21 protein-coding genes are annotated in these 24081 nt (G+C 49.5%); 14 read left to right on the top strand and 7 right to left on the bottom strand.

Going from position 1 to position 24081, the window contains the following annotated elements:
- Positions 1 to 2 precede the first annotated feature (2 nt).
- The 6 genes from R3B84_12545 (at position 3) to R3B84_12520 (ending at position 8111) form a co-directional block, all read left to right on the top strand.
- Positions 3 to 902: a dihydrodipicolinate synthase family protein gene (locus R3B84_12545; GenBank protein ID MEZ6141392.1), complete on the top strand. Its 900-nt coding sequence runs from the start codon at positions 3 to 5 to the stop codon at positions 900 to 902.
- A gap of 33 nt (positions 903 to 935) precedes the next feature.
- Positions 936 to 1907 (top strand): proline racemase family protein, encoded by a 972-nt coding sequence (locus tag R3B84_12540; protein ID MEZ6141391.1) that lies wholly within the window; start codon positions 936 to 938, stop codon positions 1905 to 1907.
- Complete coding sequence (locus tag R3B84_12535) at positions 1904 to 3142, top strand: FAD-dependent oxidoreductase (GenBank protein ID MEZ6141390.1); 1239 nt, start codon at positions 1904 to 1906, stop codon at positions 3140 to 3142. The genes R3B84_12540 and R3B84_12535 overlap by 4 nt, the downstream gene beginning before the upstream one ends.
- Before the next feature lie 118 nt (positions 3143 to 3260).
- Positions 3261 to 3689, top strand: coding sequence for a hypothetical protein (locus tag R3B84_12530; protein MEZ6141389.1), 429 nt, complete (start codon positions 3261 to 3263; stop codon positions 3687 to 3689).
- 290 nt (positions 3690 to 3979) lie between these two features.
- Positions 3980 to 7321, top strand: coding sequence for a hypothetical protein (locus R3B84_12525; GenBank protein ID MEZ6141388.1), 3342 nt, complete (start codon positions 3980 to 3982; stop codon positions 7319 to 7321).
- Between the two features lie 10 nt (positions 7322 to 7331).
- Positions 7332 to 8111 (top strand): hypothetical protein, encoded by a 780-nt coding sequence (locus tag R3B84_12520; protein ID MEZ6141387.1) that lies wholly within the window; start codon positions 7332 to 7334, stop codon positions 8109 to 8111.
- Positions 8112 to 8123: 12 nt separating this feature from the next.
- Here R3B84_12520 and R3B84_12515 read toward each other — a convergent pair whose 3' ends face one another.
- Entirely contained in the window at positions 8124 to 8816 is a 693-nt protein-coding gene (locus tag R3B84_12515; protein ID MEZ6141386.1) for an allophanate hydrolase subunit 1, read from the bottom strand.
- Positions 8817 to 8887: 71 nt separating this feature from the next.
- Here R3B84_12515 and R3B84_12510 point away from each other — a divergent pair, with 71 nt between their 5' ends.
- From R3B84_12510 to R3B84_12490, 5 genes are all read left to right on the top strand, one after another.
- Positions 8888 to 9379: an RNA polymerase sigma factor gene (locus R3B84_12510; protein MEZ6141385.1), complete on the top strand. Its 492-nt coding sequence runs from the start codon at positions 8888 to 8890 to the stop codon at positions 9377 to 9379.
- The gene (locus R3B84_12505; protein ID MEZ6141384.1) at positions 9358 to 9903 is read left to right on the top strand and encodes a hypothetical protein; all 546 of its coding nucleotides are present in this window, start codon (positions 9358 to 9360) and stop codon (positions 9901 to 9903) included. Before R3B84_12510 ends, R3B84_12505 begins: the two co-directional genes overlap by 22 nt.
- Positions 9900 to 11348, top strand: coding sequence for a hypothetical protein (locus R3B84_12500; GenBank protein ID MEZ6141383.1), 1449 nt, complete (start codon positions 9900 to 9902; stop codon positions 11346 to 11348). The genes R3B84_12505 and R3B84_12500 overlap by 4 nt, the downstream gene beginning before the upstream one ends.
- Positions 11349 to 11362: 14 nt before the next feature.
- The gene (locus tag R3B84_12495; GenBank protein ID MEZ6141382.1) at positions 11363 to 12946 is read left to right on the top strand and encodes a DUF1559 domain-containing protein; all 1584 of its coding nucleotides are present in this window, start codon (positions 11363 to 11365) and stop codon (positions 12944 to 12946) included.
- A gap of 143 nt (positions 12947 to 13089) precedes the next feature.
- Entirely contained in the window at positions 13090 to 13527 is a 438-nt protein-coding gene (locus R3B84_12490) for a hypothetical protein (protein MEZ6141381.1), read from the top strand.
- A 14-nt stretch (positions 13528 to 13541) separates the two neighbouring features.
- Here R3B84_12490 and R3B84_12485 read toward each other — a convergent pair whose 3' ends face one another.
- Positions 13542 to 14552, bottom strand: coding sequence for a type II secretion system F family protein (locus tag R3B84_12485; GenBank protein ID MEZ6141380.1), 1011 nt, complete (start codon positions 14550 to 14552; stop codon positions 13542 to 13544).
- 1 nt (position 14553) lies between these two features.
- Here R3B84_12485 and R3B84_12480 point away from each other — a divergent pair, with 1 nt between their 5' ends.
- Positions 14554 to 14982, top strand: a complete 429-nt coding sequence (locus tag R3B84_12480; GenBank protein ID MEZ6141379.1) for a DUF309 domain-containing protein — start codon at positions 14554 to 14556, stop codon at positions 14980 to 14982.
- Positions 14975 to 15661, top strand: coding sequence for an LON peptidase substrate-binding domain-containing protein (locus R3B84_12475; GenBank protein MEZ6141378.1), 687 nt, complete (start codon positions 14975 to 14977; stop codon positions 15659 to 15661). Before R3B84_12480 ends, R3B84_12475 begins: the two co-directional genes overlap by 8 nt.
- Positions 15662 to 15670: 9 nt before the next feature.
- On the opposite strand, the gene R3B84_12470 is transcribed toward R3B84_12475, so the two are convergent.
- The 5 genes from R3B84_12470 to R3B84_12450 form a co-directional block, all read right to left on the bottom strand.
- A complete protein-coding gene (locus R3B84_12470) occupies positions 15671 to 16573 on the bottom strand; it encodes an STM4011 family radical SAM protein (GenBank protein ID MEZ6141377.1) in 903 nt (300 codons plus the stop codon).
- Entirely contained in the window at positions 16570 to 17910 is a 1341-nt protein-coding gene (locus tag R3B84_12465; protein ID MEZ6141376.1) for an STM4012 family radical SAM protein, read from the bottom strand. Before R3B84_12465 ends, R3B84_12470 begins: the two co-directional genes overlap by 4 nt.
- The gene (locus tag R3B84_12460) at positions 17879 to 18676 is read right to left on the bottom strand and encodes an STM4013/SEN3800 family hydrolase (protein ID MEZ6141375.1); all 798 of its coding nucleotides are present in this window, start codon (positions 18674 to 18676) and stop codon (positions 17879 to 17881) included. The genes R3B84_12465 and R3B84_12460 overlap by 32 nt, the downstream gene beginning before the upstream one ends.
- Positions 18677 to 18681: 5 nt before the next feature.
- Positions 18682 to 19674 (bottom strand): DUF1573 domain-containing protein, encoded by a 993-nt coding sequence (locus R3B84_12455; protein ID MEZ6141374.1) that lies wholly within the window; start codon positions 19672 to 19674, stop codon positions 18682 to 18684.
- 303 nt (positions 19675 to 19977) lie between these two features.
- The gene (locus R3B84_12450; GenBank protein MEZ6141373.1) at positions 19978 to 20694 is read right to left on the bottom strand and encodes a ComF family protein; all 717 of its coding nucleotides are present in this window, start codon (positions 20692 to 20694) and stop codon (positions 19978 to 19980) included.
- Positions 20695 to 20895: 201 nt separating this feature from the next.
- Between R3B84_12450 and mfd the strand changes: the two genes are divergently transcribed.
- Positions 20896 to 24078 carry a transcription-repair coupling factor gene (gene mfd / locus R3B84_12445; GenBank protein ID MEZ6141372.1) on the top strand — a complete coding sequence of 1061 codons (3183 nt, stop codon included), beginning with the start codon at positions 20896 to 20898 and terminating at the stop codon, positions 24076 to 24078.
- Positions 24079 to 24081 lie beyond the last annotated feature (3 nt).

The raw sequence follows: 24081 nt of genomic DNA, 5'->3' as shown, positions 1-24081 counted from the left end.
CAATGACTACCAAATGGTATGGAGTATTTCCTGCCGCTACCACTGAATTTAATGCGGATGAATCAATCAACTTTGAAGCCACCGCAAAACATATTGACCAGATGATCCAGGCGGGCGTGCATGGCATGATCGTGCTGGGCACCGTGGGTGAAAATTGTTCTCTGACTCCTGCCGAGAAACTGGATGTGCTGCGTGCCAGCAAAGATGCGGTTGCAGGTCGCGTCCCGCTACTCAGTGGGGTGGCAGAAACCACCACTCGTCAGGCATGTGAGTTTGCCAAGGCTGCCGAAAAAGCAGGCCTCGACGGACTGATGGTGCTGCCGGGCATGGTTTACAAGGCATCTGGCGAAGAAGCGATCCAACATTTCCGTGCGGTTGCCAAAGCCAGCGACCTGCCGATCATGATTTACAACAATCCCATCGCATACGCTGTCGATATCACACCGGAGATGTTTGTGCAGATGGCTGATGAACCCAAGTTTGTTGCCATCAAAGAATCCAGCGAAAACGTGCGACGCATTACTGATATTCGCAATGCTTGCGGCAATCGCTACGAACTGTTCTGTGGTGTCGATGATCTTGCACTCGAAAGTGTCATGCTGGGGGCAACGGGTTGGGTTTCTGGTCTGGTGAATGCTTTCCCAGCAGAAAACCGTTTGCTGTGGGATCTGGCAATGGCTGGCAAATACGCTGAAGCAGTCGAAGTTTACCGTTGGTATACCCCCCTGCTTCACCTGGACACTCTGCCGAAGCTGGTGCAGTACATCAAAATGGCCAACGCAGCCACGGGCATGGGCAGCGAAGTCACCCGTGCCCCACGCTATCCTGTTACAGGTACCGAGCGTGAGTGGGTAATGGATATTATCAATACCGCAATCGCCAATCGTCCGAAAGTATCGTAAGTTCAGTCAACCGCACATCGTGCAAAGAAGTAAATGATGACTGAACCTGGGTCAATACGCAAAAACTATCAGACGATCGAAATTATTGACTCCCACACAGGTGGGGAACCCACACGCACCGTGATTGCGGGTGGACCTCCACTAGTGGGGGAATCTCTGGCAGCAATGAAGGAGAACTTCGCCACCCATTTCGACCACTATCGCAGTGCGATCATTCTGGAACCACGTGGTTCCGAAGTAATCGTCGGTGCGTTGTTGGTGCCTCCCACACGATCGGATTGCGTTGCAGGGGTGATCTTCTTCAATAACGTTGGCTACCTGAATATGTGCGGCCACGGCACCATTGGTGTGGCAGAAACGCTGCACCACCTGGGCAGAATTACCACTGGCACCTATCAATTAGAAACACCTGTGGGAGTGGTGCCGTTTTCACGTACCGAAGATGGCGTGGTTCAACTGGATAACGTGCCCTCATATCGCTATCGAGCAAGTGTCGTGGTGGATGTGCCCAAAATTGGCAACGTCACTGGAGATATTGCCTGGGGTGGGAACTGGTTTTTCCTGATCGCCAATCATGGCCAGGAATTGCACCCGCAAGATGCAGAACAGTTGACTGACTATTGCATTGCGGTTCGGGATGCACTGGCAAGTCAGGAAATTACTGGAGAAAATGGCGGCTATATCGATCACGTAGAGCTTTTTTGCCCACCGGTGTATCCAGAGAACAACAGCAAAAACTTTGTGCTGTGTCCTGGAAAAGTATTTGATCGTTCTCCTTGTGGTACAGGAACCAGTGCCAAACTGGCATGTCTGTATGCCGATGGCAAACTGAAACCCGGGATGATCTGGCGGCAGGAAAGTATCATCGGCAGTGTTTTTGAAGGTGAAGTCACTCTGCGTGATAATCAACTGATCCCCACCATCCGTGGGAGAGCCCACATCACTGCCCATAGTTACTTGATGATTTCATCCAATGATCCTCTGGGATATGGCTTCACTGTATGAGTAAAAATGTTGTCGTTGTTGGCAGTGGGATCATCGGCACCGCTTGTGCCCATTATCTGGTAGAGAGTGGTCACCGTGTTACCATTCTGGAAAAAGGCCAGTTTGGCCGGGCCTGCTCATATGCCAACTGTGGTTATGTCTGCCCCAGCCATGTGTTGCCACTGGCGATGCCAGGTGCCATCCAGCGCACCATGAAAATGGCTTTGCAACGCGATTCCGCTTTTCGAATCAAATTCAGGCTCAATTGGCAGTTCTGGAAATGGATGTTTCGCTTTGCCAGAAGGTGCAACCAGCGGGATATGATGGAATCCGCAAAGGCAATCAATCCGTTGTTGCAGTGGTCTCGCACGCTCTACACCGAATTAATGAATGACCTGGGTCAAGCCAGCGACTGGCAAACGCGCGGCCTGTTGTTCGTTTTCGCATCCCAGAAGGCGATGGAACACTATGCAGAAACCAACGAATTGCTGACTCGCGAGTTCGGTGTGTCCGCCACGCCTTACGCAGGAGAGCAATTAACCGTGCTAGAGCCTTCCTTAAAACCTGGCAGTGCGGGCGGCTGGCATTATGCAGGTGATGCCCACATGCGGCCAGATCGACTATTGTCCGCCTGGCAAAGCAGTCTGCAGGCACGTGGGGTTAAGATCGTTGAAAATACCCCACTGGAACAATGGCAGACACATGGCAGCAAAGTACATCTGATTAATACTCCGCAGGGTGAAATTACCGCCGATGCGGTGGTGATTGCGACCGGCGCCTGGACCCCACAACTGGCGAAGTTGTTGCGAACTCAGATTCCGATCCAACCAGGGAAAGGCTATTCTGTAACGATGGCTCGACCTTCGATCTGCCCAGCGATTCCGATGATCTTCGAAGAGCATCATGTGGCGGTGACACCATTTGCCAGTGGCTACCGTATTGGCTCCATGATGGAATTCGTGGGCTATGATGAATCAATCGCACCGAAACGCATTCAGTTTTTGAAGAACTCCGCCGCACATTACCTGCGTGAACCAGTGGCAGTTCCAGAAACCGAACAGTGGTATGGCTGGCGTCCGATGACCCCCACCAGCAGGCCAATGATTTGCAGGCTGCCAAAGCTGGAGAATGTCTATCTGGCCGCAGGCCACAACATGTTGGGGCTGTCGATGGCTCCAGCTACTGGCAAACTGATCAGTCAGTTGGTCAGTGAAGTCGCTACTGATATTCCAACCGCACCTTACCAGGTTGCTTGACCTCGTGCACCTCCCACTGCAGCTTCTGAACCCGGAATAACCCATCTTGACAGATTGGCGCATCCCGATTACTAGAGGTGGGTAGCAAAATCAGATTGCGTCTTTCAGGGATGGAGCCATGAAAAAGTGCGTCATGTTGGTGGGTTGTCTCGTTCTGCTGGCAGGATGCAGTGATTCGCCGGAAGTGTCTATTTCCAAAGAAGATGCAGTTAATGCCAAACCCACGACCGAGCAGGTGGCTTCCAGTCTCAGTTCTCATTTCGAACAATCAGGTTGGAGCAACGTAACACTGCAGAATGTGCAGGAAACGAATCAGACCCCACCGGGAGTAAAGGCGGGGCCAGATAGCTGGGTATTTCAATTTGACGCACAATACGACACGTTGATTGGCGATCATAAAAAAGCCAGTTCGTGGTATGCAGTGGTCAAAAGATCAAATAACCAACTTGTTATCGATATGTGCTTTGATCATCGCTATCAGCAAATTACCGGGCACCGTGGCAAAGAACCCGAAATTATGCCCGCCTCGTTTCAAATGCCCAAATAAGCTGGGCACGTAGCCGGCATTTCCAATCGTTCTAACTTCTTATTTTCACAGAACTTAGAAAACCTCCAACAATTTTGTTAAACATTTCTCCAGTTTCTTGCAAACGAATTTCCTGCTGGACCGTTGTTATAGTGTATTTATGTTTATTGTGGATGAAATTATGGTAGTTTCATCGCCACAATAGCACCAAACTAATCGTTACGATCGGACAAATCGTACTTCCTTGCAGAAACAGATCCGTTCGTTCGCTTCTTGGTGCGTGTATAAATAGGAAAAATAGGCAAAATAAGATGATGGCGCTTAAAATAGCGTGCATACAACTGATACCCCGGCAGGTAATGATGAAGCACCACGCATTGACAACCTTGATGTTGTTTCTTGGAACAACAATTGTTTTAGGACAGGCTCGTTCGCCTGTGGAATTGAAAGGCCTGGAGTATCGCAACATTGGGCCTGCTGCGGGAGGACGCACCACGCGAGTGTGCGGTGTCCCTGGAGACCCACTGACCTATTATGTTGCTGCGGCCTCGGGCGGCGTTTGGAAATCCAATGATGGTGGGGTGACTTTTCAGCCCATTTTCGATGATCAGCCGACTCAATCAATCGGCTCGATTGCCGTTGCGGATAGCGATCCTAATGTAGTTTACGTGGGTACAGGCGAAGCGAACATTCGTGGCAACGTCGCTGCTGGAGTAGGTGTTTTTCGTTCCACCGATGCCGGCAAAACCTGGAAGCATGTCTGGAAACAGATCGGCCACATTGGCAAAATGGCAGTGCATCCCTCCAACTGTGATGTTGCTTTTGCCGCAGTACTGGGCCATGCTTTTGGGCCCAATGCCGAACGTGGAGTGTATCGCACCAAGGACGGTGGCAAAACCTGGGAACGCGTGCTGTTTGTGAATGAAGACACTGGTGCTTCCGATGTCTGTTTCGATCCCAAAAACCCCAGAGTACTTTATGCTGGAATGTGGCAGGCACGCCGGAAGCCGTGGGATTTGATCAGTGGTGGGCCTGGCAGCGGGCTTTGGAAATCGACGGATGGTGGCGATACCTGGACAAAACTTGGCCCGAAAAACGATGACAGTGGCCTGCCCAAAGGCCCTTACGGCAAAATTGGCCTGGCCGTGGCACCCAGCAATCATGATCGCGTTTACGCACTGATCGAGGCTGAAGAAGGTGGCTTGTTCATTTCCAATGATGCCGGTGAATCGTGGGAATTAGCCACGGACGATCGAAAACTACGCCAGCGCGCGTGGTATTTTTCCACAATCACTGTTGATCCAAAAAATGCCGATGTGCTATGGTGCCCGCAGGTGTACATGCAGAAAAGCATTGATGCTGGCAGCACCTTCAAGAAAATCAATGGTTTCTCCCACATGGATCACCACGATCTTTGGATTGATCCCAAAAACCCGATGCGGATGATCGATGCCAATGATGGTGGTGTGGATATCAGCCTGGATGGTGGCAATACCTGGCGCAGTCCCCCACTGCCGATTGGACAGTTCTACCACGTTGCGTGCGACAGTTCGGTGCCGTACCGCGTTATCGGGTGCATGCAGGACATGGGCTCTTGCAGTGGGCCAAGTAACTCTCTGTCGAATGGAGGTATTCTGCTTGGCGACTGGTTCAACGTTGGTGGTGGTGAAGCGGGCTTTGCAGTCCCCGATCCTCAGGATCCGAACGTCATTTATGCTGGGGAATACAGTGGCTACATTTCCCGCTTCGATCGACGCACCGGGCAATCCCGCTACGTGGGTGCCTATCCTTACAGCCAGTCTGGCCATGGTGCAGAATCGTTGAAATTCCGCTTTCAATGGACTTCGCCGATTATGATTTCCCAGCACGATCCCAAGGTCGTTTACCATGCAGCGAATGTGCTGTTCCGCACCACAAATGGCGGGCATTCCTGGGAGAAAGTCAGTCTGGATCTCACCCGCAACGATAAGTTCAAGCAACAATGGGCAGGTGGGCCAATTACAGGCGATAACACCGGAGTAGAAGTGTATAACACTATTTTTGCTCTGGCAGAATCGCCCAAGGATAAGCGAATTCTGTGGGTAGGTACTGATGATGGACTGGTCCACATATCGAAAGACAATGCATACACCTGGTACAACGTTACCAAGAATATTCCTGATCTGCCGGATTGGGGAACTGTGTCCTGTATTGAAGCCTCGCCATTTGATGCAGACACGGCTTATCTGGTCGTGGATGCCCACCGCCTGGATAATTACCAGCCTCATGTCTGGAAAACCACCGATGCGGGAGAAACGTGGAAGAAGATCAGTAGCAATTTACCCAAAACAAGCTATGCCCGCGTGATTCGTGAAGACCCAAAGAAAAAGGGCCTGCTTTACTTAGGCACAGAACATGGAGTTTTCTTTTCCACCAATAGCGGGACCAGTTGGAAACCAATGCGGCTGAATATGCCTGCCGTCCCCGTAAGTGATCTTGTGGTAAAAAATGACGATCTGGTTGTAGGCACTCAAGGACGTTCCATTTGGATCCTGGACGACCTGACCGCTGTTCGCAACATGACTATTGCAATAAAAAATAAGCCCAGCCACCTGTTTCCCACGCTGCCTGGCGTGCGCTGGAACCTGGGCAATACTGTCACCAATCATCAGGAACTGAATTCCGCAGACAACCCACCAGTGGGGGTAGTGTTTCGGTACTACTTAAAATCAAAATCAACAAAACCGGCGAAGTTTGAAGTATTTGATTCCACTGGAAAACGGATCTACCTGGTGGATAGTGAAGCAGATGAAGTGGATGAGGAATTTGAAGATACCCCACCGGAAATACCGTTAGATGCAGGCTTGAATGAGTTTGTCTGGAACTTCCGCCACGATGGTGCGAAGCTGATTCCAAAATCTTATCTGGATATGGGTGGGCCCACTTCCGGCCCACGTGTGGCACCTGGGGTTTACAAGTGCGTCTTTACAATTAATGGAGAAAAACTGACCACGAATGCGGTGGTCCAGATGGACCCGCGTCTGCAGGTGCCTCAGGCAGTATCACTGGGTGGGATCAAATATCAAACCATCGATATTGCCCCACGGGTAATTACCCTGGAACAGGCGAAAGAGATTGATGCCAAAGCAGGTAAAGTGGAACGCCGCACCGCACGCGATCTGTTATCAGAAGAAGCCAAATCCCAGGAAGCATTCTGTCTAAAGATTCGGGATGAGGTCGCAAGGCTCTCGAAAACCGTGAATCAGATATCGAGTATTCGCGAGCAATTCGAGCTGCACGAAAAACTACTGGGTAAGGATGCCAAAATGCAGCCTTTCCTGAAATTAGAGCAGGCTTTGGATAAAAAACTAAAGGAATTAGACGAAAAGTTACACAACCCTAATGCCAAAGTGAACTACGATATTCTGGCACAGAAAGGTGGTGCAAAACTCTATTCACAACTGGGATATCTGTACTATCTTGCAGATGATGGCGATGGTCCACCCACGGAAGCAATGCAGTCTTCCCTGGCTGATTTTCAAATAGAGTTGGATACACTAATCCATGAGTATCAGACATTAATTGAGACCGATTTGAAGGCAATTAACGACATGGCAGGTAAGCGAAAACTGCCGATGATCTGGGTGCCTTCTGTAGATAAGGACAAAAAGTAGGAGTGGTTCGATGAACTCGATTTGGATTTGTGTTGCATGCAGTCTGTCATTGATAGGCAGTGTTACTGCTCAGGAAAAGATTACGCCATTGTCGTTGCAAATAATCCGTCAGGTAGATCCGGAGATTGCAAAACTGTCGTTTCTGGGAGAGCCTGGCATTACGGTGAATGCTGTATTACAGGCACCGAATACGATCATGATTGGCTTTGATGAAGAGAACAGCAAACTGACCACATTCACGGATGATGTGGGAACCGACCTCAGTAAGCCTCTGAAGAAATCTTCCTTCCCAAGAAAGTGGCTGGAAGGTTACAGTTTTCGCCCAAACAAAGCGGGTGATGCAGCCAGTTTTACGTTGTCATCCAACAATATTCCTGCAAGCGGTGCCAAATCGATTACCATCCAGGGAACTTTAGCGGTACATTGCGGTTCTGAACCTAAGACCGATGAACATGCAGGTGTATCAATGGTCATTCCGAAACAACGCGACCCCATCAAAGTGGGCGAACTGAAAATGTTTGTTAACAAGGGTTTTCCAGATGGTAAATACATTTCATTTCAATCGGATGCACCTAACATTAAAGAAGTTACCTTCTGGGGTGCGGATGGCAAAGAAGTAAAATCAGAAGGTGGGAATCGCGGCTTTTTTGGTTTCAACAAAAAGTACACTTACACACTGGACTACAATGTGAAATCGGAAGCAGAAAAATTAACAATCAAAATCACCCACTTCACCAAGATGGAATCTAAGAAGTTTCCAATCGATCTGAAATTGGGTGTGGGCTTCTAACAGGATCTACATTTATACCACCTGTTGAATTGCCAACCGCTGCCCGAGAAGTTGTTCGTAAGTATCCCGATCAATCGGCTGAAACTGAACCTGATCTCCCACGGAAAGTGGGAAATAATTGTCTTCCACATCAACAAGACAAAGCGGTGTCTGGCCAATGATATTCCAACCACCTGGCCTGGGAAGTGGGTAGATTCCTGTTTGCCTACCCGTTAGACCCACACTGCCTGCAGGTAACGCCAGACGTGGGCTTTCCAGACGTGGAATGCCAGCTAGTTCTGCAGGCAAATACCCCAGATATGGGAAGCCTGGGCAAAATCCGATCGCATACACCTGATAGATTGTCCCACTGTGCAAACGCACTACTTCAGGAAATGATAATCTTGTGTGCTGACATACTCGCTCCGCATCCAGTGCCATCTCGTAACAACAAGGGATCGTGTGCCGTGTGGCAGAAAGGTGATCATCTGATTGCACAGTAATTTGCTGAAGCAATTTCAATGCCTCAAATGGTGAAATCGCCGCCAGATCGTAGAAAACACCCACAGTGAAGTAGGATGGAACAACATCCAGCAACCATGGAAAGTTTTGCTGCTGGACGCTTCGTGCAAATCTGGCACATGCTGCTTCGCTGGAACAATAGGCCATAATTGCCCGATCGCCCAGATAGTCCCAGCGTTCGACGACTGTTTGATCTGTTTCCATGCACATATTATGTAGGGCTGGAAAAATTCGAAAATATTTTGAAATGAAATTGCCGCGGTGGCGAAATTGGGATGATGACAGGGAAAGTGCTATCCACGTTAATCGAAAGACATGCGGCAGCACTGGTGCTGTACGCACGGCAATTCACCCCACATGCCGACGATGTGGTGCAGGAAGCCTTTATTGAACTGGCGGCAGCGCGTAAAGAACTGGAAGATCCCCTGCCCTGGCTGTTTCGCGTGGTGCGGAACAAAGCGGTTTCATGTGCGAGATCTGATGGCAGACGCCAGCGACGACATTTGCAGGTAGCGCAGACTCGGCCAGAATGGTTTGTAACCAGTGCAGAACATGATGAAGAGTTGCAGCAGGTACAGGTTGCCTTACAGAGGCTGCCACAGGAATTGCGGGAAGTTGTCGTTGCCCACCTGTGGGGCGGGCTTTCCTTCGACAGAATCGCCCCGTTGATTGGTATTTCAGCGCCCACGTGCTGGAGACGGTATCAGGAAGCGATTCAGTTAATCAGAGAACAGTTAGGTGAGCCATGCAAAACCCAGAACGATTAGAATCGCCAGGCGACCGAAAGGTGGAACAATTACTGCAACGGCTTCAGCCACAACCACCTGCAATTGATGCTGCCGAAGTTGCCTACCTGGCGGGCTGGAATGTGGGTGCACGTGGCCGGAATCTCTGGATGTATTGGTCGCTTGCGGCAACCGTTGCATCGATTGTTTTTGCAGGATTGTACTGGCAGCAGTCACCACAAGTGATCACCGTGGAAGTGGTGCGTGAAATAGAACGACCTGCTGTTCCATTACCCCCCACAGTACCTGAACCCCACCAACCTGCGCCATCGCAGAGTGGTACCGAAGTGGTGGCTGCAAATCTGGATCTGTCCGAATGGCGACTCCCACCGGGGATTGCACCTAACTTGCAGGCACGTGATGCCATTTTGAGGTGGGGGATCGATTACTTCCCATCATCAAGGGTTTCTGATTCTGGTGTTTCTAGCATAGATGCTGAAGCACCACCCGGATTCTTTACTTTCCCACGATTGAACGACAAACAAGAGCAGGAGAATGAACGATGAAATGGTTGAGTTGCAGTATGGTGCTGATCGGGTTCAGCACACAGCTATTTGGTCAGGCGAACAGCCCGCCGGAACGAATCAAGGAGGTAACATTATCTCCCAATAAAAGCAGTTACCCAGCATTAAAGTATGAACTGTACCCCAGCGTGTTGAAGCAACATCCGGGTAACGCAGCATTGTATCTGCATCGTGCCAGTGCCTTTTTGCCACGCCATTTTAATCCCACAAAGGAATGGCTGGCAGATCAGGATAGGGTGTTTGATATTATGGGCACCACTGTTGCCAGTAAGGATGATCTGAAATTACTCAAAGATTACCTGGGAAATATCTCCAACATCCTTCGGGAATTAGAGTTTGCAGCAGAATGCACCGATGCAGATTGGGGCCTGATGGAGCGTGCCAAAACAGATGGCATTAATCTCTTATTGCAGGAAGTGCAGTATATGCGCGATCTGGCAAACAAGCTTCGCATCCATGCACGTATTCAAGTGATCGAAGGCAATATTCCCGGAGCGTTAAAAGATATTCGTACCGGATTCGCTTTGGGCAGGCACACAGGGAAACATGGCGTTCTGATTCAACATCTGGTGGGCATTGCAGTTACTTCCATGTTCCTCGAAGAACTGCTGGTGGTGATGCAGCACCCCGATTGTCCTAATTTGTATTGGGCTCTAGCAGACATGCCTTCGCCGTTTATCCCTATTTCACAAGCTTTTGATGCTGAGAGATTGTGGATTGATGCAGCAATGCCAAAATTTCAGGATACCATTGAAGTACTGCTGACAAAGCAACAGGCAACTGATCGACTGGATCAGTATTGGAAAGAGTTCTCCCAGACCATGGGTACCAACAATGAATACATGAAAATGTCTCCGGCAGCCGCTCGGCTGATGCAGGCTGGTATGGTCATCGTAAACCTGGACAAGTCGAAGAATTCATTACTGAAGAAAGGTTATGATCCCAAAATTCTGGAGAAAATGCCCCCTGCCCAGGTAGTGCTGGTACATTCCATGCTGAACCAGAGAGATATTCTGGACCGTTACTTTGCAGCAGCAAAACTACCAACATCGGAAGCCCAACTACAGTTGCGAAAAATTGATGCCGAAGTGCGGAATACTTCTGGTGACTTGGACCTTTCCGCAATTTTTGTTCGCTTACTGCTTCCCTCTTTGGAAAGAGTCAGTGCGTCGAACGGAAGAATGGTGCGACATATTGAATCGCTGCGGGCGATCGAAGCGATTCGGCTTCACATCGATTCAACTGGCAAGATCCCTGCAAATCTGGATGAAGTGAAAGTGGTGACTGTGCCAAAAGATCCAATTAATGGAAAATACTTTGACTATCTGCCCACCGAGAACAGATTTCAACTGAAAGTCACGCCACCAGATGCCCAGCCCCAAAATGCCTGGAACGGTTGGACTTATCGAGTAAACATTCGCAAGTAAACAGGAATAAAAACATGAAAAAAATATCATTCTTCAGCAGTGCGTACCTTCTCATCGTTGCATGGTGTGGTCATGCCGCTACGATCCCACCTGAAGTGGCAAAATTTATAGATGCCAATACGGTGCTTGTGGGGCGAATTCAGCCCGCATCCCTCGATATGCAACCGATTATTGATCTGGTTATTGAAACTGACAAAACAGTCAGCAATGAAGCAAAAGATGTCAGCAAGTCCTGGAAAGAAATGCAGGCGGCCTTTACCAAAGCAGGTGGCAAAGATGTCTGGCTTTTATACCGCACCACCGATTTCCCCAATAATCCGGTGATTCTGATCACAGGGAATGGCACACCGTTTGATACCAAAATGCTGGAAAGACTATCCGAAGGGGCTAACCCCTTCCGCGACTGGGCACAGAAAATTGATATCCACAATGGCGTTGCCTTAATTGGAAATCCAACAGCACTAGATGCCACCAAGTCGATCAAATCTGCCGCACGCTCGGATTTAACCTCTGCCTTTGAGGCACTCCCCGAAGGCCAGGTGAGTGTGGTGGTTTCGCTACCCCAGGTGGCACGAGACATCATTCAGGATTCCGTGCCAGAAATCCCCACAGAAATTGGCGGGGGAAAGATCGAATTGTTCACAAAAAATCTGCAATCAATCGGACTATCCCTAAACGTTGGGAAACGATCCACAGCCACCTGCCAGATTCAGTGTGAGGATAACAAAGGCGCTATGGAAATGCTGAAATGGCTTTCCGATCTGGAAGTGAGCAAACTTGTGGGTGCTGGCGATGAACCGATGCGTGCATGGTTGGCCAAATATATTCAACTGTTCGTCACAAAAACAAAGGTCGAAGTCAAGGATGCCCGCATCAGTGCAATAATTTCGTTTGATGCAGCGATCCCTCTAGTGGTGGATTTTCTGAAAACCCAGCCTGCAACCCGCACCGTCAGTGCGAATAATATGAAACAAATCGGGCTGGCGATACACAATTATGCAGATACGCATGGCCACTTTCCGTGCGACATTTGTGATGAAAATGGCAAGCCGCTCCTCTCCTGGCGGGTAGCAATCCTGCCTTACATCGAACAGGAAGTACTTTATCGGCAATTTCGCCTGAATGAACCATGGGATAGCGAACACAATATTCGTTTAAGTGAAGTAGTTGTGAAAGTATTTTCACCTAAAAGTCTTGGGCGGGATCAAATTCGACAGACTAATTATTTGATGCCCACGGGTAAAGGATTGGCAGGGGAGATCATTAAGGAAGAAATACTGGACAAAAATCGCAAGCCCACCGGGAAGTTCAAGTATCGTGGCCAGAAATTTACAGACTTTCACGATGGCACATCCAATACAGTGATCTTGGTGGAAGCAGACCCCAAAAAAGCAGTGATCTGGACGAAACCAGGTGATCTGGTCATCGATCCCGCCAATCCAGTGCAGCACCTGCAAAAGCCATACGATACTGGATTTTTATCGTTGCTTGGCGATGGATCGGTGCATTTTTTCCTTTCAAAATGCACGATCCGAAAAAAGTTTTACCCATACTTCACACGGTCCGGTGGGGAGATACCCACCCTCGAAGATGAATAAAATCTCATTTTGTAATCCACATTCGTGTAAAAAACTTGCAAATTTTCTGTAATTTACTTGCAAGTTTCATCTTCTCCAAATGTATAATGTTTATACCTCTAGTATTCCACACTAATGGCAAAAGCTGTTAGGGAGTCCTCTCCATGGGTTTTCCGTCTACAACGACAGGCATTGTCGAAATGAGTATCCACGAAGAAGCCTTTAATCAGGCCAATAGTTACCGTTGGATTCGCAGTCAGGAAGCGAAATCTGATCAGGGGGAACGTGCCATTCAAGACTGGATTCATTATCACTGGAGGGGATTTCTTCGTTCCCGCTGGGTCGAACATCTGGAAGGGATTCGATTCTGGCAGGAGTTAGACAAAAACGATTTTGGACTGATTCACCGCGATCTGGATGTCCCACGTGATCTGCTGCAGGATATCATTGACCAAATCAAACTGGGTGGGGAAAACCTGGGAATCATTGCCTGGGCGAGTCAATTCCAGCGAGACATGCCAACAGTTAAACGCATTTTAGGCATGCTGGACATTAATTCCCGCCGTTTACGATGCCAGTTTCACAAAGGCGACAACTGCTAAACAGTTTGGACAGCCTACCCACCAATTGCGTTGATGTAAATCATCGCGAAGCGGAAAATCAGCACAATGATAATCAGCCCGCTGAAGCCGTAAACACCCCAGATGATCGCGTTGCTGAGACGTTTCAGACTTTCTTCGAACTGTTCTTCATAATAGCGTGCCTCCCGCCCCATGGATTCACTCACCTGACCCGTGGTTTCGCCAATCGTCAGCATACCTAAAAAGCGATCGCTGAACACCGGGTTTTTGCCCAACGCCTGCTGAAGCGTTTTCCCTTGCTTCACCAAGCGCAAACAACTATCCTGAAAGGACTTAAAGTAACTATTTCCGGTGCTTTCAAAGCTGAGAACCACCATCTCTTCCACATTCATGGTGCTGTCGGCAGAATAATGGAGTGCAGTGGTAAAATTCCACATCGTCCGATTCGTGATCACACTACCGAGGATTGGAATGGACATCAACTTTTTGGTCAGTGCGGCACTGGAGGCGTTTTTTCGCAGAATAAACCACGCACCGATTGCAATCAGGATGACGCTGATGACCAGAGACAGAACCAGTAACGCACCAAAGATGCCGGACGCTCCAAAAACGTTGACCTGATTGTTTTCTGGGGGAGTCATCAGTCCAGAAACGATCATCGCCACAACGACAACAAAAATAGCCCCCACCATCTGAATACCGGGTCTGGCAAGGCGGGTCAAAGTTCGCCGACGCATATCCCGGATTCGAGAATAATAGTCAGCCAGTTGGGTAAGCACTTGATCTAAACGGCCAGATTGTTCTCCCGCCTGCACCAGGCCATGCAGCATGGGAGGTAACTCTGGTGCCCGAAAAATGAGAGAATCGTGAAAACTTTTGCCCATCTTCAGGTCGTTCTGGATTTCTTCACTGACCAGTCGTAATTCCGGTGGGCCAGAACGCACCAGCATTGCAAGCGATTTCTCCCAACTGAGGCCAGCTTGTAACGATTTGCCCAAAACACGGCACCAATCGGCGAGTGCGGCATAAGAATATTGTGTGGCCATAATGTTATTTCCGGAACAGAATTTTATGGAGAACAATGAACCAGATCCCACCCTGTTTTATGAAGGTGTGGAGCTGTTTAACGCTGGCAGATACCACGAAGCGCACGATTGTTGGGAAGAGATGTGGCACGTTTGTTCTGCATTTGACCGCAACTTCTACAAAGGTTTGATTCATTGTGCCATCTGCATCTATCATGCTACAAGAGAGAATGCTGCAGGCGCAAACAAACTCTACCACAGTGGTATTGCCTATCTACGCCAGTATAGCAATCCGTATCGAGGCATCGATCATTATCTGCTATGCGACTTATTAACGCAGTACTGCCAACCACTGTTAACCGGTGCAACCATCGGGCCGCTGGTTACAGGTAGTAAGCCCTGCATTAACTTGCGTAAGGATGATGGGTCAACTGAACTTTTTCATGAATAGTGATTCGCACAAACCCGCGATACCATTCGACGGAACAACTCGTTTGTTTCCGTTGCCCGGTCTTGTGCAATTCCCAGGGATTTTTCAAGGTCTGCACATTTTTGAGCAGCGCTATCGCCAGATGACGGCTGATGCTCTGGCCGATGATCAGCGGATCACGTTAGTGTTGCTGCAGGAAGGATGGGATAGAAATTACGATCTGGCACCTCCAATTCATCCTGTGGGCTGTCTGGGCAACATCGTTCGGAGTGAATTGTTGGATGATGGGCGATATAATCTGCTCTTTGAAGGCACCCACCGCGTGCGGATTCTTGAAGAACTCCCCACCGATCGGTTATACCGCACTGCGAAAGTAGAAATATTGCCCACGATCGAGGATTTGTCTGAACCAATTGCAAGGCAATTACGAGATACGTTTCAACAAACGATACTACCCTACTTTCCTGAAACGCAAACGCAAGCAAAGCTGAAAAAGCTGTTTCAGAATGAAAATCTGACTTTGGTGATGGAACTGCTCGCTTCGCAGTTACCGTTGCCATTCCAGTCAAAACAAATTCTGCTGGAAATGGATGGTGCGGAAGATCGAATCCGGTTCTTTCTGGAAGTTTTTCAACAGACAATGGATAATCTACGAACACCCAACCGGGGAAATTACGACCAGCCGTTCAGCGAAAACTGATGATGGATGTTAGAAATTATTTCCCACAGTAGCTGGCAATATCTGAACTTTTTCTGGAATCAGTTGCAGAGGGATCCTTTCCAGGATTCGTTCGCCGTACACCGCTGCTAAATCCAGCTTTTCCAAATGAACGTATCCGATGTAACACCCGCACTTTTCGTTGGGGCAGAGAGTGATGCGAAGTATCTCACTCAGTTTGTTCTGGTAGAGATTCCCCAACGTTTCTTTCACAAAGTGGCATCGTTGTACGTTTCCAGTACCATCGACTGAAATCACTTCCGATCCGGTGGTGCACTCTTCCCCAAAACTGGTGTGGTATTGGTTGTTCGTTTCAAAATGAGGGTCAATCGCAGTCCAGAACGCACGTTCTTCAGTGGAATAATAATTGGCCACACGCTTGTACGCATTCACCCAGACGTAAGTGCTTGTTGGCAAAGCAGTTCGAAGCAATGTCGCCTCCTGCATATGTTCTTTCAACCCCACAATGCCAACACTATGGGCGATGCCAAAAGATGAAAGTTTATTAATCTTTTCTACAAATTTCTCCCGTTTGGTTTCCCCAGGGTGGTAAGTACACCACAACGCAGTTGTTTCACGATTTATCGCTTTCAACCAGTCCAACGAATAACTGAGGTTGGTCTGGCAGGCAACTTTTTGGACATGCCTCATCTGGGATAGCCACACCATTGCCGTGCGGTACCATTGGCGAATCAGTGCCTCGCCCCAGGGGGTAAAAAAAATCCGCAGCGGGCGTTCAGTATTCGATTCACACCAAAGCACAAAGCGTTCCAGGCACTCCCGATCGTGGGCAAGTTCCGCCTCCGTTTCTCGATGTTTGGCAAAGGGGCAATACTCGCACCCGTAATTGCAACTGGAAAGTGGGCCGCGATAAAGGATCGAAAGTGCTGTCATTGGATGGTGCTTTCCTCCATCAATCGCTGTACGGAAGGAGAATACAGGCTGGGACCAATCGCATCCGACCACTGGAGCCCACGTGCTGTGGGCTTGATCACATTCTGATGATATTCCAAATATCCTGCACGTAACAGTGGGAACAGTTCCGGCAAATCATCGCAGCAATCGCTGGAAAATCTTCTCTGGTATGCAGTTACGTCTAAACCAGTGGTGTTCAAAATTGACTGAATCACATACCTTCGGTGCTGCTCATCCGCATTTAACCGGAAGCCATGTCCCACCTGTGCGAAATCGGAATCCGCAGACAAGACAAATTGTCTGATTATCTCTTTTGTCTTCCCTTGTGAAACGGCAAAATCGTGCGAATAGTGCATCTTCGTGGTGTATGATCTTGCCCCACAACCCAGGCCGATCATCCCATCCACCTGGCAGCAATAAGATCTGTCATTCGTTTGAGTATTGTACTTCTTCACAAATTGCCGCATCGATTGTTGGGTAAATCCCTGTTCCAGCAAAAAATCGCGTCCCATTTCGTACAACCGCAGGCGGGTATCACTGGCATGTTTGCCGGTTTTCCCCAAGCCGGTTAATTCTCGCACGTAAAGTGGGTACAAAAACAGCTCATTGGGCGAATATTCTAACGCTTGGTTCAGTGATGCGAGCCAGGATGCCTCTGTCTGGCTGTTCATGCCGTAAATCAGATCAATATTGAACGTGGGAAAGCCAGTTGATGCCAGAATTGAAAGCGAATCAAGCACCTGTTTCTGGTTTTGCGGTCTCCCACATGCGGAGGCATCAGTGGGGTCGAATGACTGCACCCCGATGCTGACACGCGAAAACCCTAACTCCTTGATCAGCAGGCATTTATCGCGATCAATCGTGTCTGGCGACACTTCAATTGACGCAGCAATCTGTGGGATCGAAAATCGAAACACTTCCTGAATTGCATGCATGCAATCCCGTAACTGGGCATTGCTGAGAATGCTGGGCGTTCCCCCACCGACAGCGAACTGGCTGATCGATTCTGGCTGGATTTCGCGCTGCACCACCTGAAACTGTCGTTGGCAGGCGTCCAGGTAATGTTCCACCATCGTTTCCTGTGGCTGAGCAGCGGTAAAGAGGTTACAGAAACCGCACCGATAGTGGCAAAATGGGATATGCAAATAAAGAAAAAGATTCGTTTTCGATTCTTCCGCCCAGAGATCATTTAACGGAACAGGTAGGGCAAAATCCCGATAAGCCAATTTGTGTGGATATGCGTAACTATATCCTGCGTAAGGATTTACAAATAGATCGGTCATTTCAGGATGTTGGGTCGATGGCAAACTCGGCATAGGGTACATCCCAAACGACAGAATGTGCTAATCGGTGTCCATTGTATCCATCTTCACCATAAGCGGTGCCATGATCGGAAAATACGACGCAATGCCATGGGGAAGTCGCTTGCAATCCTGCCCACAGTGGGGCCAGGGCACGATCGACATGCACCAGTGCAGCGGCATGACTTTCCAGACAATCAGTACCGCATCCGGGCAGATAGTGGGCATTGGGCTGATGAATTGCCGCAATATTGATGAACAGGTACTTATATTGCCCCACTGGTACGCGGGAGAGCATTTCTAACGCTGCCTGGACACTTTTTTCAGTACAAGTGGGCGATGTCACGCCGGTTTCCTCTGACCAATAACTTTCGTGAAAGTGAGTGGTGAAAACCGAGCCAAGCGGAGAACGTTTGTTGAAAAACCCCACCCCGCCGACACATATTGTGTGGTAACCAATCGCCCGAAACCCAGTCACCACGTTATCTGTGGGCAGCACCACCGTGCTGCTGGTACAGGTTTCGCTACCTGGAAACTCCAGTGCGATTGGGCGGGCGTGCTTACCCGGCACTGCTGGCGTGGGCAAAAAACCTGCAAAGAAGGCTGCATGCGCGGCAAAAGTAAAACTTCCAGGGGAATGACGTTTTTCCCACCCGCCTGGAAAATGTTCAGCAAAATGAGGTGTCTGGCCTGCTTGAAATGTATGCTGGGCAACGTCGAATCGTAAACTATCCAGAACCAGCCACAGAATATTGGCTTTGCCCACAGGCCATGTTTGCATGGCAATTATTCTTTGGTTGCCGTGCCGGAAACTGGAATGGTAATGCTGGTATCTTTTTGATCCGTTACCAGTTCAATTGCCTGATTCAGCGAACCAGCTTCCTTCGGATTGTAAATCAGCCGGACCAAGTGTCGTTCTTTGGACTGAGTAGTATCTGCCTGTGCCACAATACTGACATTGCCGTTACGCACCCCCATAATCTTGAACGGTTCGGTGCCTTTCACAATAATCAGCCGTTCCTGTTGTTGTCCCACACGGGTATCAGGAAATCGCACACTGGATGGAACAGCGGTGATGCTTGAGATAATTTCCACTTGGGCAGGGATCACAATTTCAGCATATTGCGGGTGGTTCGTTTTCACACGCAGTTTGGTGCCCCAGGTACCAGTATCTAAACCACGGGTCATTTTCGCCTGAACTGAGATAATTGCTTTACCATCTCGCACACCCGCAACTGATGCTGTTGCGGAAACGAATGATGTTTCGCTGTCCACATCAAGAATTTTCAAACCATTGTTTGCAGGAATCGCAATATCCAGCGTGCCTTTCGCTTCTTCGCCATAATGTACCACACCAAATTGTAACGTTTCTCCCGCCTGAACTGCTTTTTGTTCCAGCAGCACCGTATCATCACGGGTGGCCTGAACTTTCAAGGTTACTTCTGCACGTGGGTTGCCAAATCGAACGTAGATCGAAACTTCTTTGAAGCCGATAAACCGTTTGGTATCCATCGTAGCGTGCACATACGTGGATTCGCCAGGCCGCAAAGAGTTTACAGGAATGGTTGCAGAGACGCACCCACAGGACACCGCTGCTGAAGAAATGCTGATGGTTTGGTTGGTGGTGTTGGTCAGGCGGAAATCATGTTCCAGGATTGGTCCATATCCAACGCGGCCAAAGTTTTTCACTTTTTCGTCAAAAAACGTGTCTGCACTACCAGCAGAGGCATGTGAAATTACTGTTACCACACTCAAACAGACAAACAACGATCGTAGCATAATCTCCCCTACCTTTGGGACCCTTATCATTCCTTTGACCAAAAAGTAATCGGTACAAAGGCGATCCCGAACTTGGACTGAACCGGTGATAAATGTGGCTGATTGGAATCTGAGAACTTAGATCCCGCACCAAAGGAAAATCCGTCATCTGCGTTGGTGAAGTAATCGACGCAATTCGATTACCAGCCAATTCCATTGTAACTGCAATAAACGGGAGAAAATGCACAAACTGGAAAATCTTTATAGAAAACCGATCCTTAAAAAAATCACAATCGGTATCTTCAGCAAGATAAACACAACCCGTTATCTGTGGGCCACCACTGCCACATGAATGAATGATGCCCCCACCTGACGCAGTGCTTTGGCTGCTTCACTGGCCGTGCTGCCTGTGGTCAGCACATCATCTACCAGCAAAATCCGTTTCCCGTCCAGATTTACCCTGCGGGATGCACGAAAAGCACCTCTCATATTCTCCCGCCGTGCGGTGGGACTGCTCTGTGTCTGCCGCGGGGTTCGTTTTACACGCAGCAAGGCATTGTTAAGTACTGGCAAGTTAAGCACTTGCGCGATTCCACCTGCCAGTTCAGCCGACTGATTGTAGAGCCGCACCCAACGTCGGGTCCAATGTAACGGAACGGGCACGATTGCATCGAATTGATACTGGGCAAAACGCTCCTGAAAATGCCTTCCCCACAACACACCCAGGGAATATGCCAGCACCAACCCTTGCTGCTGCTTCATCTGCAGGATAATATCGCGGATGGTGCCATCGTAATAATTCAGTCTGCTGGCGTGGTCGTAATGAAAGGTGTCTTTTTCGCACATACTGCACCCATCTGCCACGTGGGCCAACGGGGATACATTCGTCAGGCATTTCGGACAGGTATAATGGCCATCAGTCAGGATTTCGGTGGTGCATTTCGGACAAAATGAAACATCATCGGCACATGGTTCGCGGCACCACGCACAGAGCGAAGGAAAGATCAGGTCTCGGATACCACCAACAATCGCTTGCAACATGGTCAATCCGTCAAAAAAGTAAAACTGGCCCTATTGTACCAATAATTCCAGCAATATAAATTACCTGTTATCTTTGTCACCACACAGGTGGGTAATCCCTTCCGGTTGGAACCGATGCCGCAGGACGTAACATTAAACAATTTTCATGATTTCGTTGCTTTATTTTCTCAAAATCGAGAATTTCAGCAACTGGTACAATCATTGAAACTCGGGAATGCCGGCACCATTGATGGCACGTGGGGAAGCTCTGCACCATTAGCTGTAGCTGCGATGGCAAGACAGGCACCTGCGTCGATTCTTGTGGTATTGGCCCACCAGAAGGATATGGAACCATGGGCAACCGATCTGGAAACGTTCACCGGTAAAGAAGTGAAGCAGTTTCCGGCATTCGAAAGCTGGCCCAGAGAATTGATCCCACACGATCCCACGTCTCGAAATCGGATTAAACTACTGCAATCATTAAAGAATTCTCAGCAAAAAGTGCTGGTGAGTTTTCTCGCGGCACTGATGCAACCCGTGATCGACCCCCACCTATGGGTAGACCATGCCCGCTCCTTGCAGGTGGGCCAACTACTGGACATGCACGAATTGGCCGAATGGCTTGTCGGACAGGGCTATAAACGGGTCGATGCAGTTGAAATTCCGGGTGAATTCTCCCAACGCGGTGGGATCTGTGATCTGTTTTCGATCGATGCGGAGCTACCAGTTCGGCTGGAATTCTTTGGCGATGAAATCGAATCGATACGAACCTTTTATGCTGATTCGCAATTAAGTGCGGATGTTCTTACAACGGTCACGGTGCAGTCGCGCCAGTTGGAAGCCCACGTGGGGCAATCACACCTGGTGGATTACCTTCCCACTGGTAGCTGGGTAGTGCTTGCCGAACCAGAAGAATTGAAATTGCAGGGTCGGCATTTTCTGGAAAGCGTCCGCACCGTGGAAAAATTGTTCCCGGTGGATGCCTGCTTTGCCCAATTATTAAGATTTCCTAATGTTGTACTGTCTGAATTCCCACGTCCCGGAGTGGAGGCCCATTTTCACCTGCGTGTGGAATCGGTGGAACGGTTCAGTGGTAATGTGCAGCGGATTCGCGATGAATTGGACGGGATTGCCCAGGAAGAACAGGTAATCATCGCCTGCCACAACGAATCGGAGATTGCCCGCCTGTCGGAAGTGCTTGCTGCCGGCAAACTGGCGACCACCGATCGGTTACGGCTGATCCCAGGGTCGATTGCCGCCGGTTTTCGCCTGATTGATGAAAAAATCGTGGTGCTGGGCAGTCACGAACTGTTTCATCGGGAACAGGTACCTGTGGGGCAGAAGGCAAAACTCCCACGCAGGCGGATTGAATCGCGGGCGATTGACAGTTTTCTCGATTTGCAGCCTGGCGATTATGTGGTGCACGTGATTCATGGGATTGCCCGCTTTCTGGGGATGGAACTGCTCACCCGCAAGCAGGACCACGCACTGGGCACTCGGGACATTTACGAAGAAAATCTGCTGCTCGAATTTCGCGAAGGTAGCAAGTTATTTGTGCCCATTTCCCAGATCGACCTGGTGCAGAAATATGTCGGTGGGGCTAAAAGTGAACCACAACTCTCCAAGCTGGGCGGCTCCGCCTGGGCGAAAAAAATTGGCAAGGTGGAAGAGGCCGTTCGCGATCTGGCCAGCGACATGATCCACGTACAGGCGATGCGGGAAGCGATGGTGGGGTACGCTTTTCCGGAAGATAGTGCCTGGCAAAACGAATTTGAAGGGAGTTTTCCCTATCAGGAGACGCCCGACCAGTTGACCGCCGTGGCCGAAATCAAGGCCGATATGATGAGCACCCGACCGATGGATCGACTGCTGTGCGGGGATGTGGGCTACGGCAAAACCGAAATGGCCGTGCGTGCCGCCTTCAAAGCGATTGATAACGGTAAGCAAGTGGCAATCCTGGTTCCCACGACGATTCTGGCAGAACAGCATTACCGCACCTTCAGCCAGCGGATGGCCGAATATCCTTTTATTATTCGTGCGCTTAGCCGGATGCGGTCTGCCGCAGAAACCCGCGAAGTCTTACGTGGGGTGAAAGAAGGCTCCGTTGATGTGGTGATTGGCACCCACCGCTTGCTGTCGCAGGATGTTGTTTTCAAAGAACTGGGTCTGGTGATTATTGATGAAGAACAGCGCTTTGGCGTGCAGCACAAGGAACGGCTGAAACAGCTACGCTCCTTGGTGGATGTGCTGACGATGACCGCAACACCAATCCCACGGACATTACACCTGTCATTGTTGGGAATTCGTGAGATCAGTAACCTGGAAACCCCACCTCCAGAACGGCTCCCAGTAGAAACCCGCGTGATCCGGTGGGACGATCAACTGATTCGCCACGCGATGAAACGCGAGTTTCAGCGGGATGGCCAGGTCTATTTCGTGCATAACCGTGTGCACGATATCGAATCGGTGGCTGAAAAAATACAGGCAATTGTTCCCGAAGCACGCATTCGCGTGGCCCACGGCCAGATGACCCCGGAAGAACTGGAACATGCGATGGTCGATTTCATTCAGAAAAAAGCCGAAATCCTGCTGGCCACCACCATCATTGAAAGTGGGGTGGATATACCCAACGCCAATACCATATTTATCCACGAAGCGGAGCGTTATGGTCTTGCCGACCTGCACCAGCTTCGGGGACGGGTGGGGCGGCAACGCAATCGAGCCTACGCCTATCTGCTGCTGGATGCGGATAAAAATGTCACCGGAGACGCCGCCAAACGCCTGAAAGCAATTGAAGAATTCACCGACCTGGGGGCTGGTTTTCGCATTGCGATGCGGGATCTGGAAATCCGTGGTGCAGGTAACATTCTGGGCACACAGCAAAGTGGCCACATTGCCGCAGTGGGCTACGAAATGTACTGTCACCTGCTGGAAAATGCGGTTCGGGACATGAAGAAAATGCCCCAGAAGACCCCACTGGAAGTCAACATCGACCTGCCCTGGCCTGCCTTTCTGCCCAAAGATTACGTGCCTGCCCAGAAATTACGGATGGAAGTGTATCGTCGACTGACCCGCCTTCGCGATCCAGACAAGCTGGAAGATTTCCGCCAGGAATTGCGGGATCGTTACGGCCCGATCCCCGAACCCACGGAATGGTTGATGAAAGTAACAGAAATCCGTCTGCTGGCTGCACGCTGGCAGTTAGGGAATGTCCACCGTGATGGGCCGAACGTGGTATTGACGTATAAAAATGAGAAAAAAGTGAAAATATTGGAAAAAGTCCACCCCCACGTAGTGAAAGTGATTGATCAGAAGGAAGCAATCGCCCGCCTGCCAGAAGAAATCCGCACTGATCTGGAAATGTACCACTTCCTAAGAACAATTTTCTTGCCCGTGAACAGTTAAAAA

The organism is Zavarzinella sp. (genome assembly GCA_041399155.1).
GTDB lineage: Bacteria > Planctomycetota > Planctomycetia > Gemmatales > Gemmataceae > JAWKTI01.
Note: the sequence above shows the minus strand (reverse complement) of the source record. Positions and strands in the feature narration are given on the sequence as shown.

Bases quoted from the DNA above. Each gene is read 5' to 3' on its own strand.
- R3B84_12495 (MEZ6141382.1), top strand. From the start codon at position 11,363: ATGAAAAAAATATCATTCTTCAGCAGTGCGTACCTTCTCATCGTTGCA.
- R3B84_12460 (MEZ6141375.1), bottom strand. From the start codon at position 18,676: ATGCAAACATGGCCTGTGGGCAAAGCCAATATTCTGTGGCTGGTTCTG.
- R3B84_12545 (MEZ6141392.1), top strand. From the start codon at position 3: ATGACTACCAAATGGTATGGAGTATTTCCTGCCGCTACCACTGAATTT.
- R3B84_12515 (MEZ6141386.1), bottom strand. From the start codon at position 8,816: ATGGAAACAGATCAAACAGTCGTCGAACGCTGGGACTATCTGGGCGAT.
- R3B84_12490 (MEZ6141381.1), top strand. From the start codon at position 13,090: ATGGGTTTTCCGTCTACAACGACAGGCATTGTCGAAATGAGTATCCAC.
- R3B84_12505 (MEZ6141384.1), top strand. From the start codon at position 9,358: ATGCAAAACCCAGAACGATTAGAATCGCCAGGCGACCGAAAGGTGGAA.
- R3B84_12520 (MEZ6141387.1), top strand. From the start codon at position 7,332: ATGAACTCGATTTGGATTTGTGTTGCATGCAGTCTGTCATTGATAGGC.
- R3B84_12450 (MEZ6141373.1), bottom strand. From the start codon at position 20,694: ATGTTGCAAGCGATTGTTGGTGGTATCCGAGACCTGATCTTTCCTTCG.
- R3B84_12540 (MEZ6141391.1), top strand. From the start codon at position 936: ATGATGACTGAACCTGGGTCAATACGCAAAAACTATCAGACGATCGAA.
- R3B84_12480 (MEZ6141379.1), top strand. From the start codon at position 14,554: ATGTTATTTCCGGAACAGAATTTTATGGAGAACAATGAACCAGATCCC.
- R3B84_12500 (MEZ6141383.1), top strand. From the start codon at position 9,900: ATGAAATGGTTGAGTTGCAGTATGGTGCTGATCGGGTTCAGCACACAG.
- R3B84_12455 (MEZ6141374.1), bottom strand. From the start codon at position 19,674: ATGCTACGATCGTTGTTTGTCTGTTTGAGTGTGGTAACAGTAATTTCA.
- R3B84_12510 (MEZ6141385.1), top strand. From the start codon at position 8,888: ATGATGACAGGGAAAGTGCTATCCACGTTAATCGAAAGACATGCGGCA.
- R3B84_12470 (MEZ6141377.1), bottom strand. From the start codon at position 16,573: ATGACAGCACTTTCGATCCTTTATCGCGGCCCACTTTCCAGTTGCAAT.
- R3B84_12485 (MEZ6141380.1), bottom strand. From the start codon at position 14,552: ATGGCCACACAATATTCTTATGCCGCACTCGCCGATTGGTGCCGTGTT.
- R3B84_12535 (MEZ6141390.1), top strand. From the start codon at position 1,904: ATGAGTAAAAATGTTGTCGTTGTTGGCAGTGGGATCATCGGCACCGCT.
- R3B84_12475 (MEZ6141378.1), top strand. From the start codon at position 14,975: ATGAATAGTGATTCGCACAAACCCGCGATACCATTCGACGGAACAACT.
- R3B84_12530 (MEZ6141389.1), top strand. From the start codon at position 3,261: ATGAAAAAGTGCGTCATGTTGGTGGGTTGTCTCGTTCTGCTGGCAGGA.
- R3B84_12525 (MEZ6141388.1), top strand. From the start codon at position 3,980: ATGATGGCGCTTAAAATAGCGTGCATACAACTGATACCCCGGCAGGTA.
- R3B84_12465 (MEZ6141376.1), bottom strand. From the start codon at position 17,910: ATGCCGAGTTTGCCATCGACCCAACATCCTGAAATGACCGATCTATTT.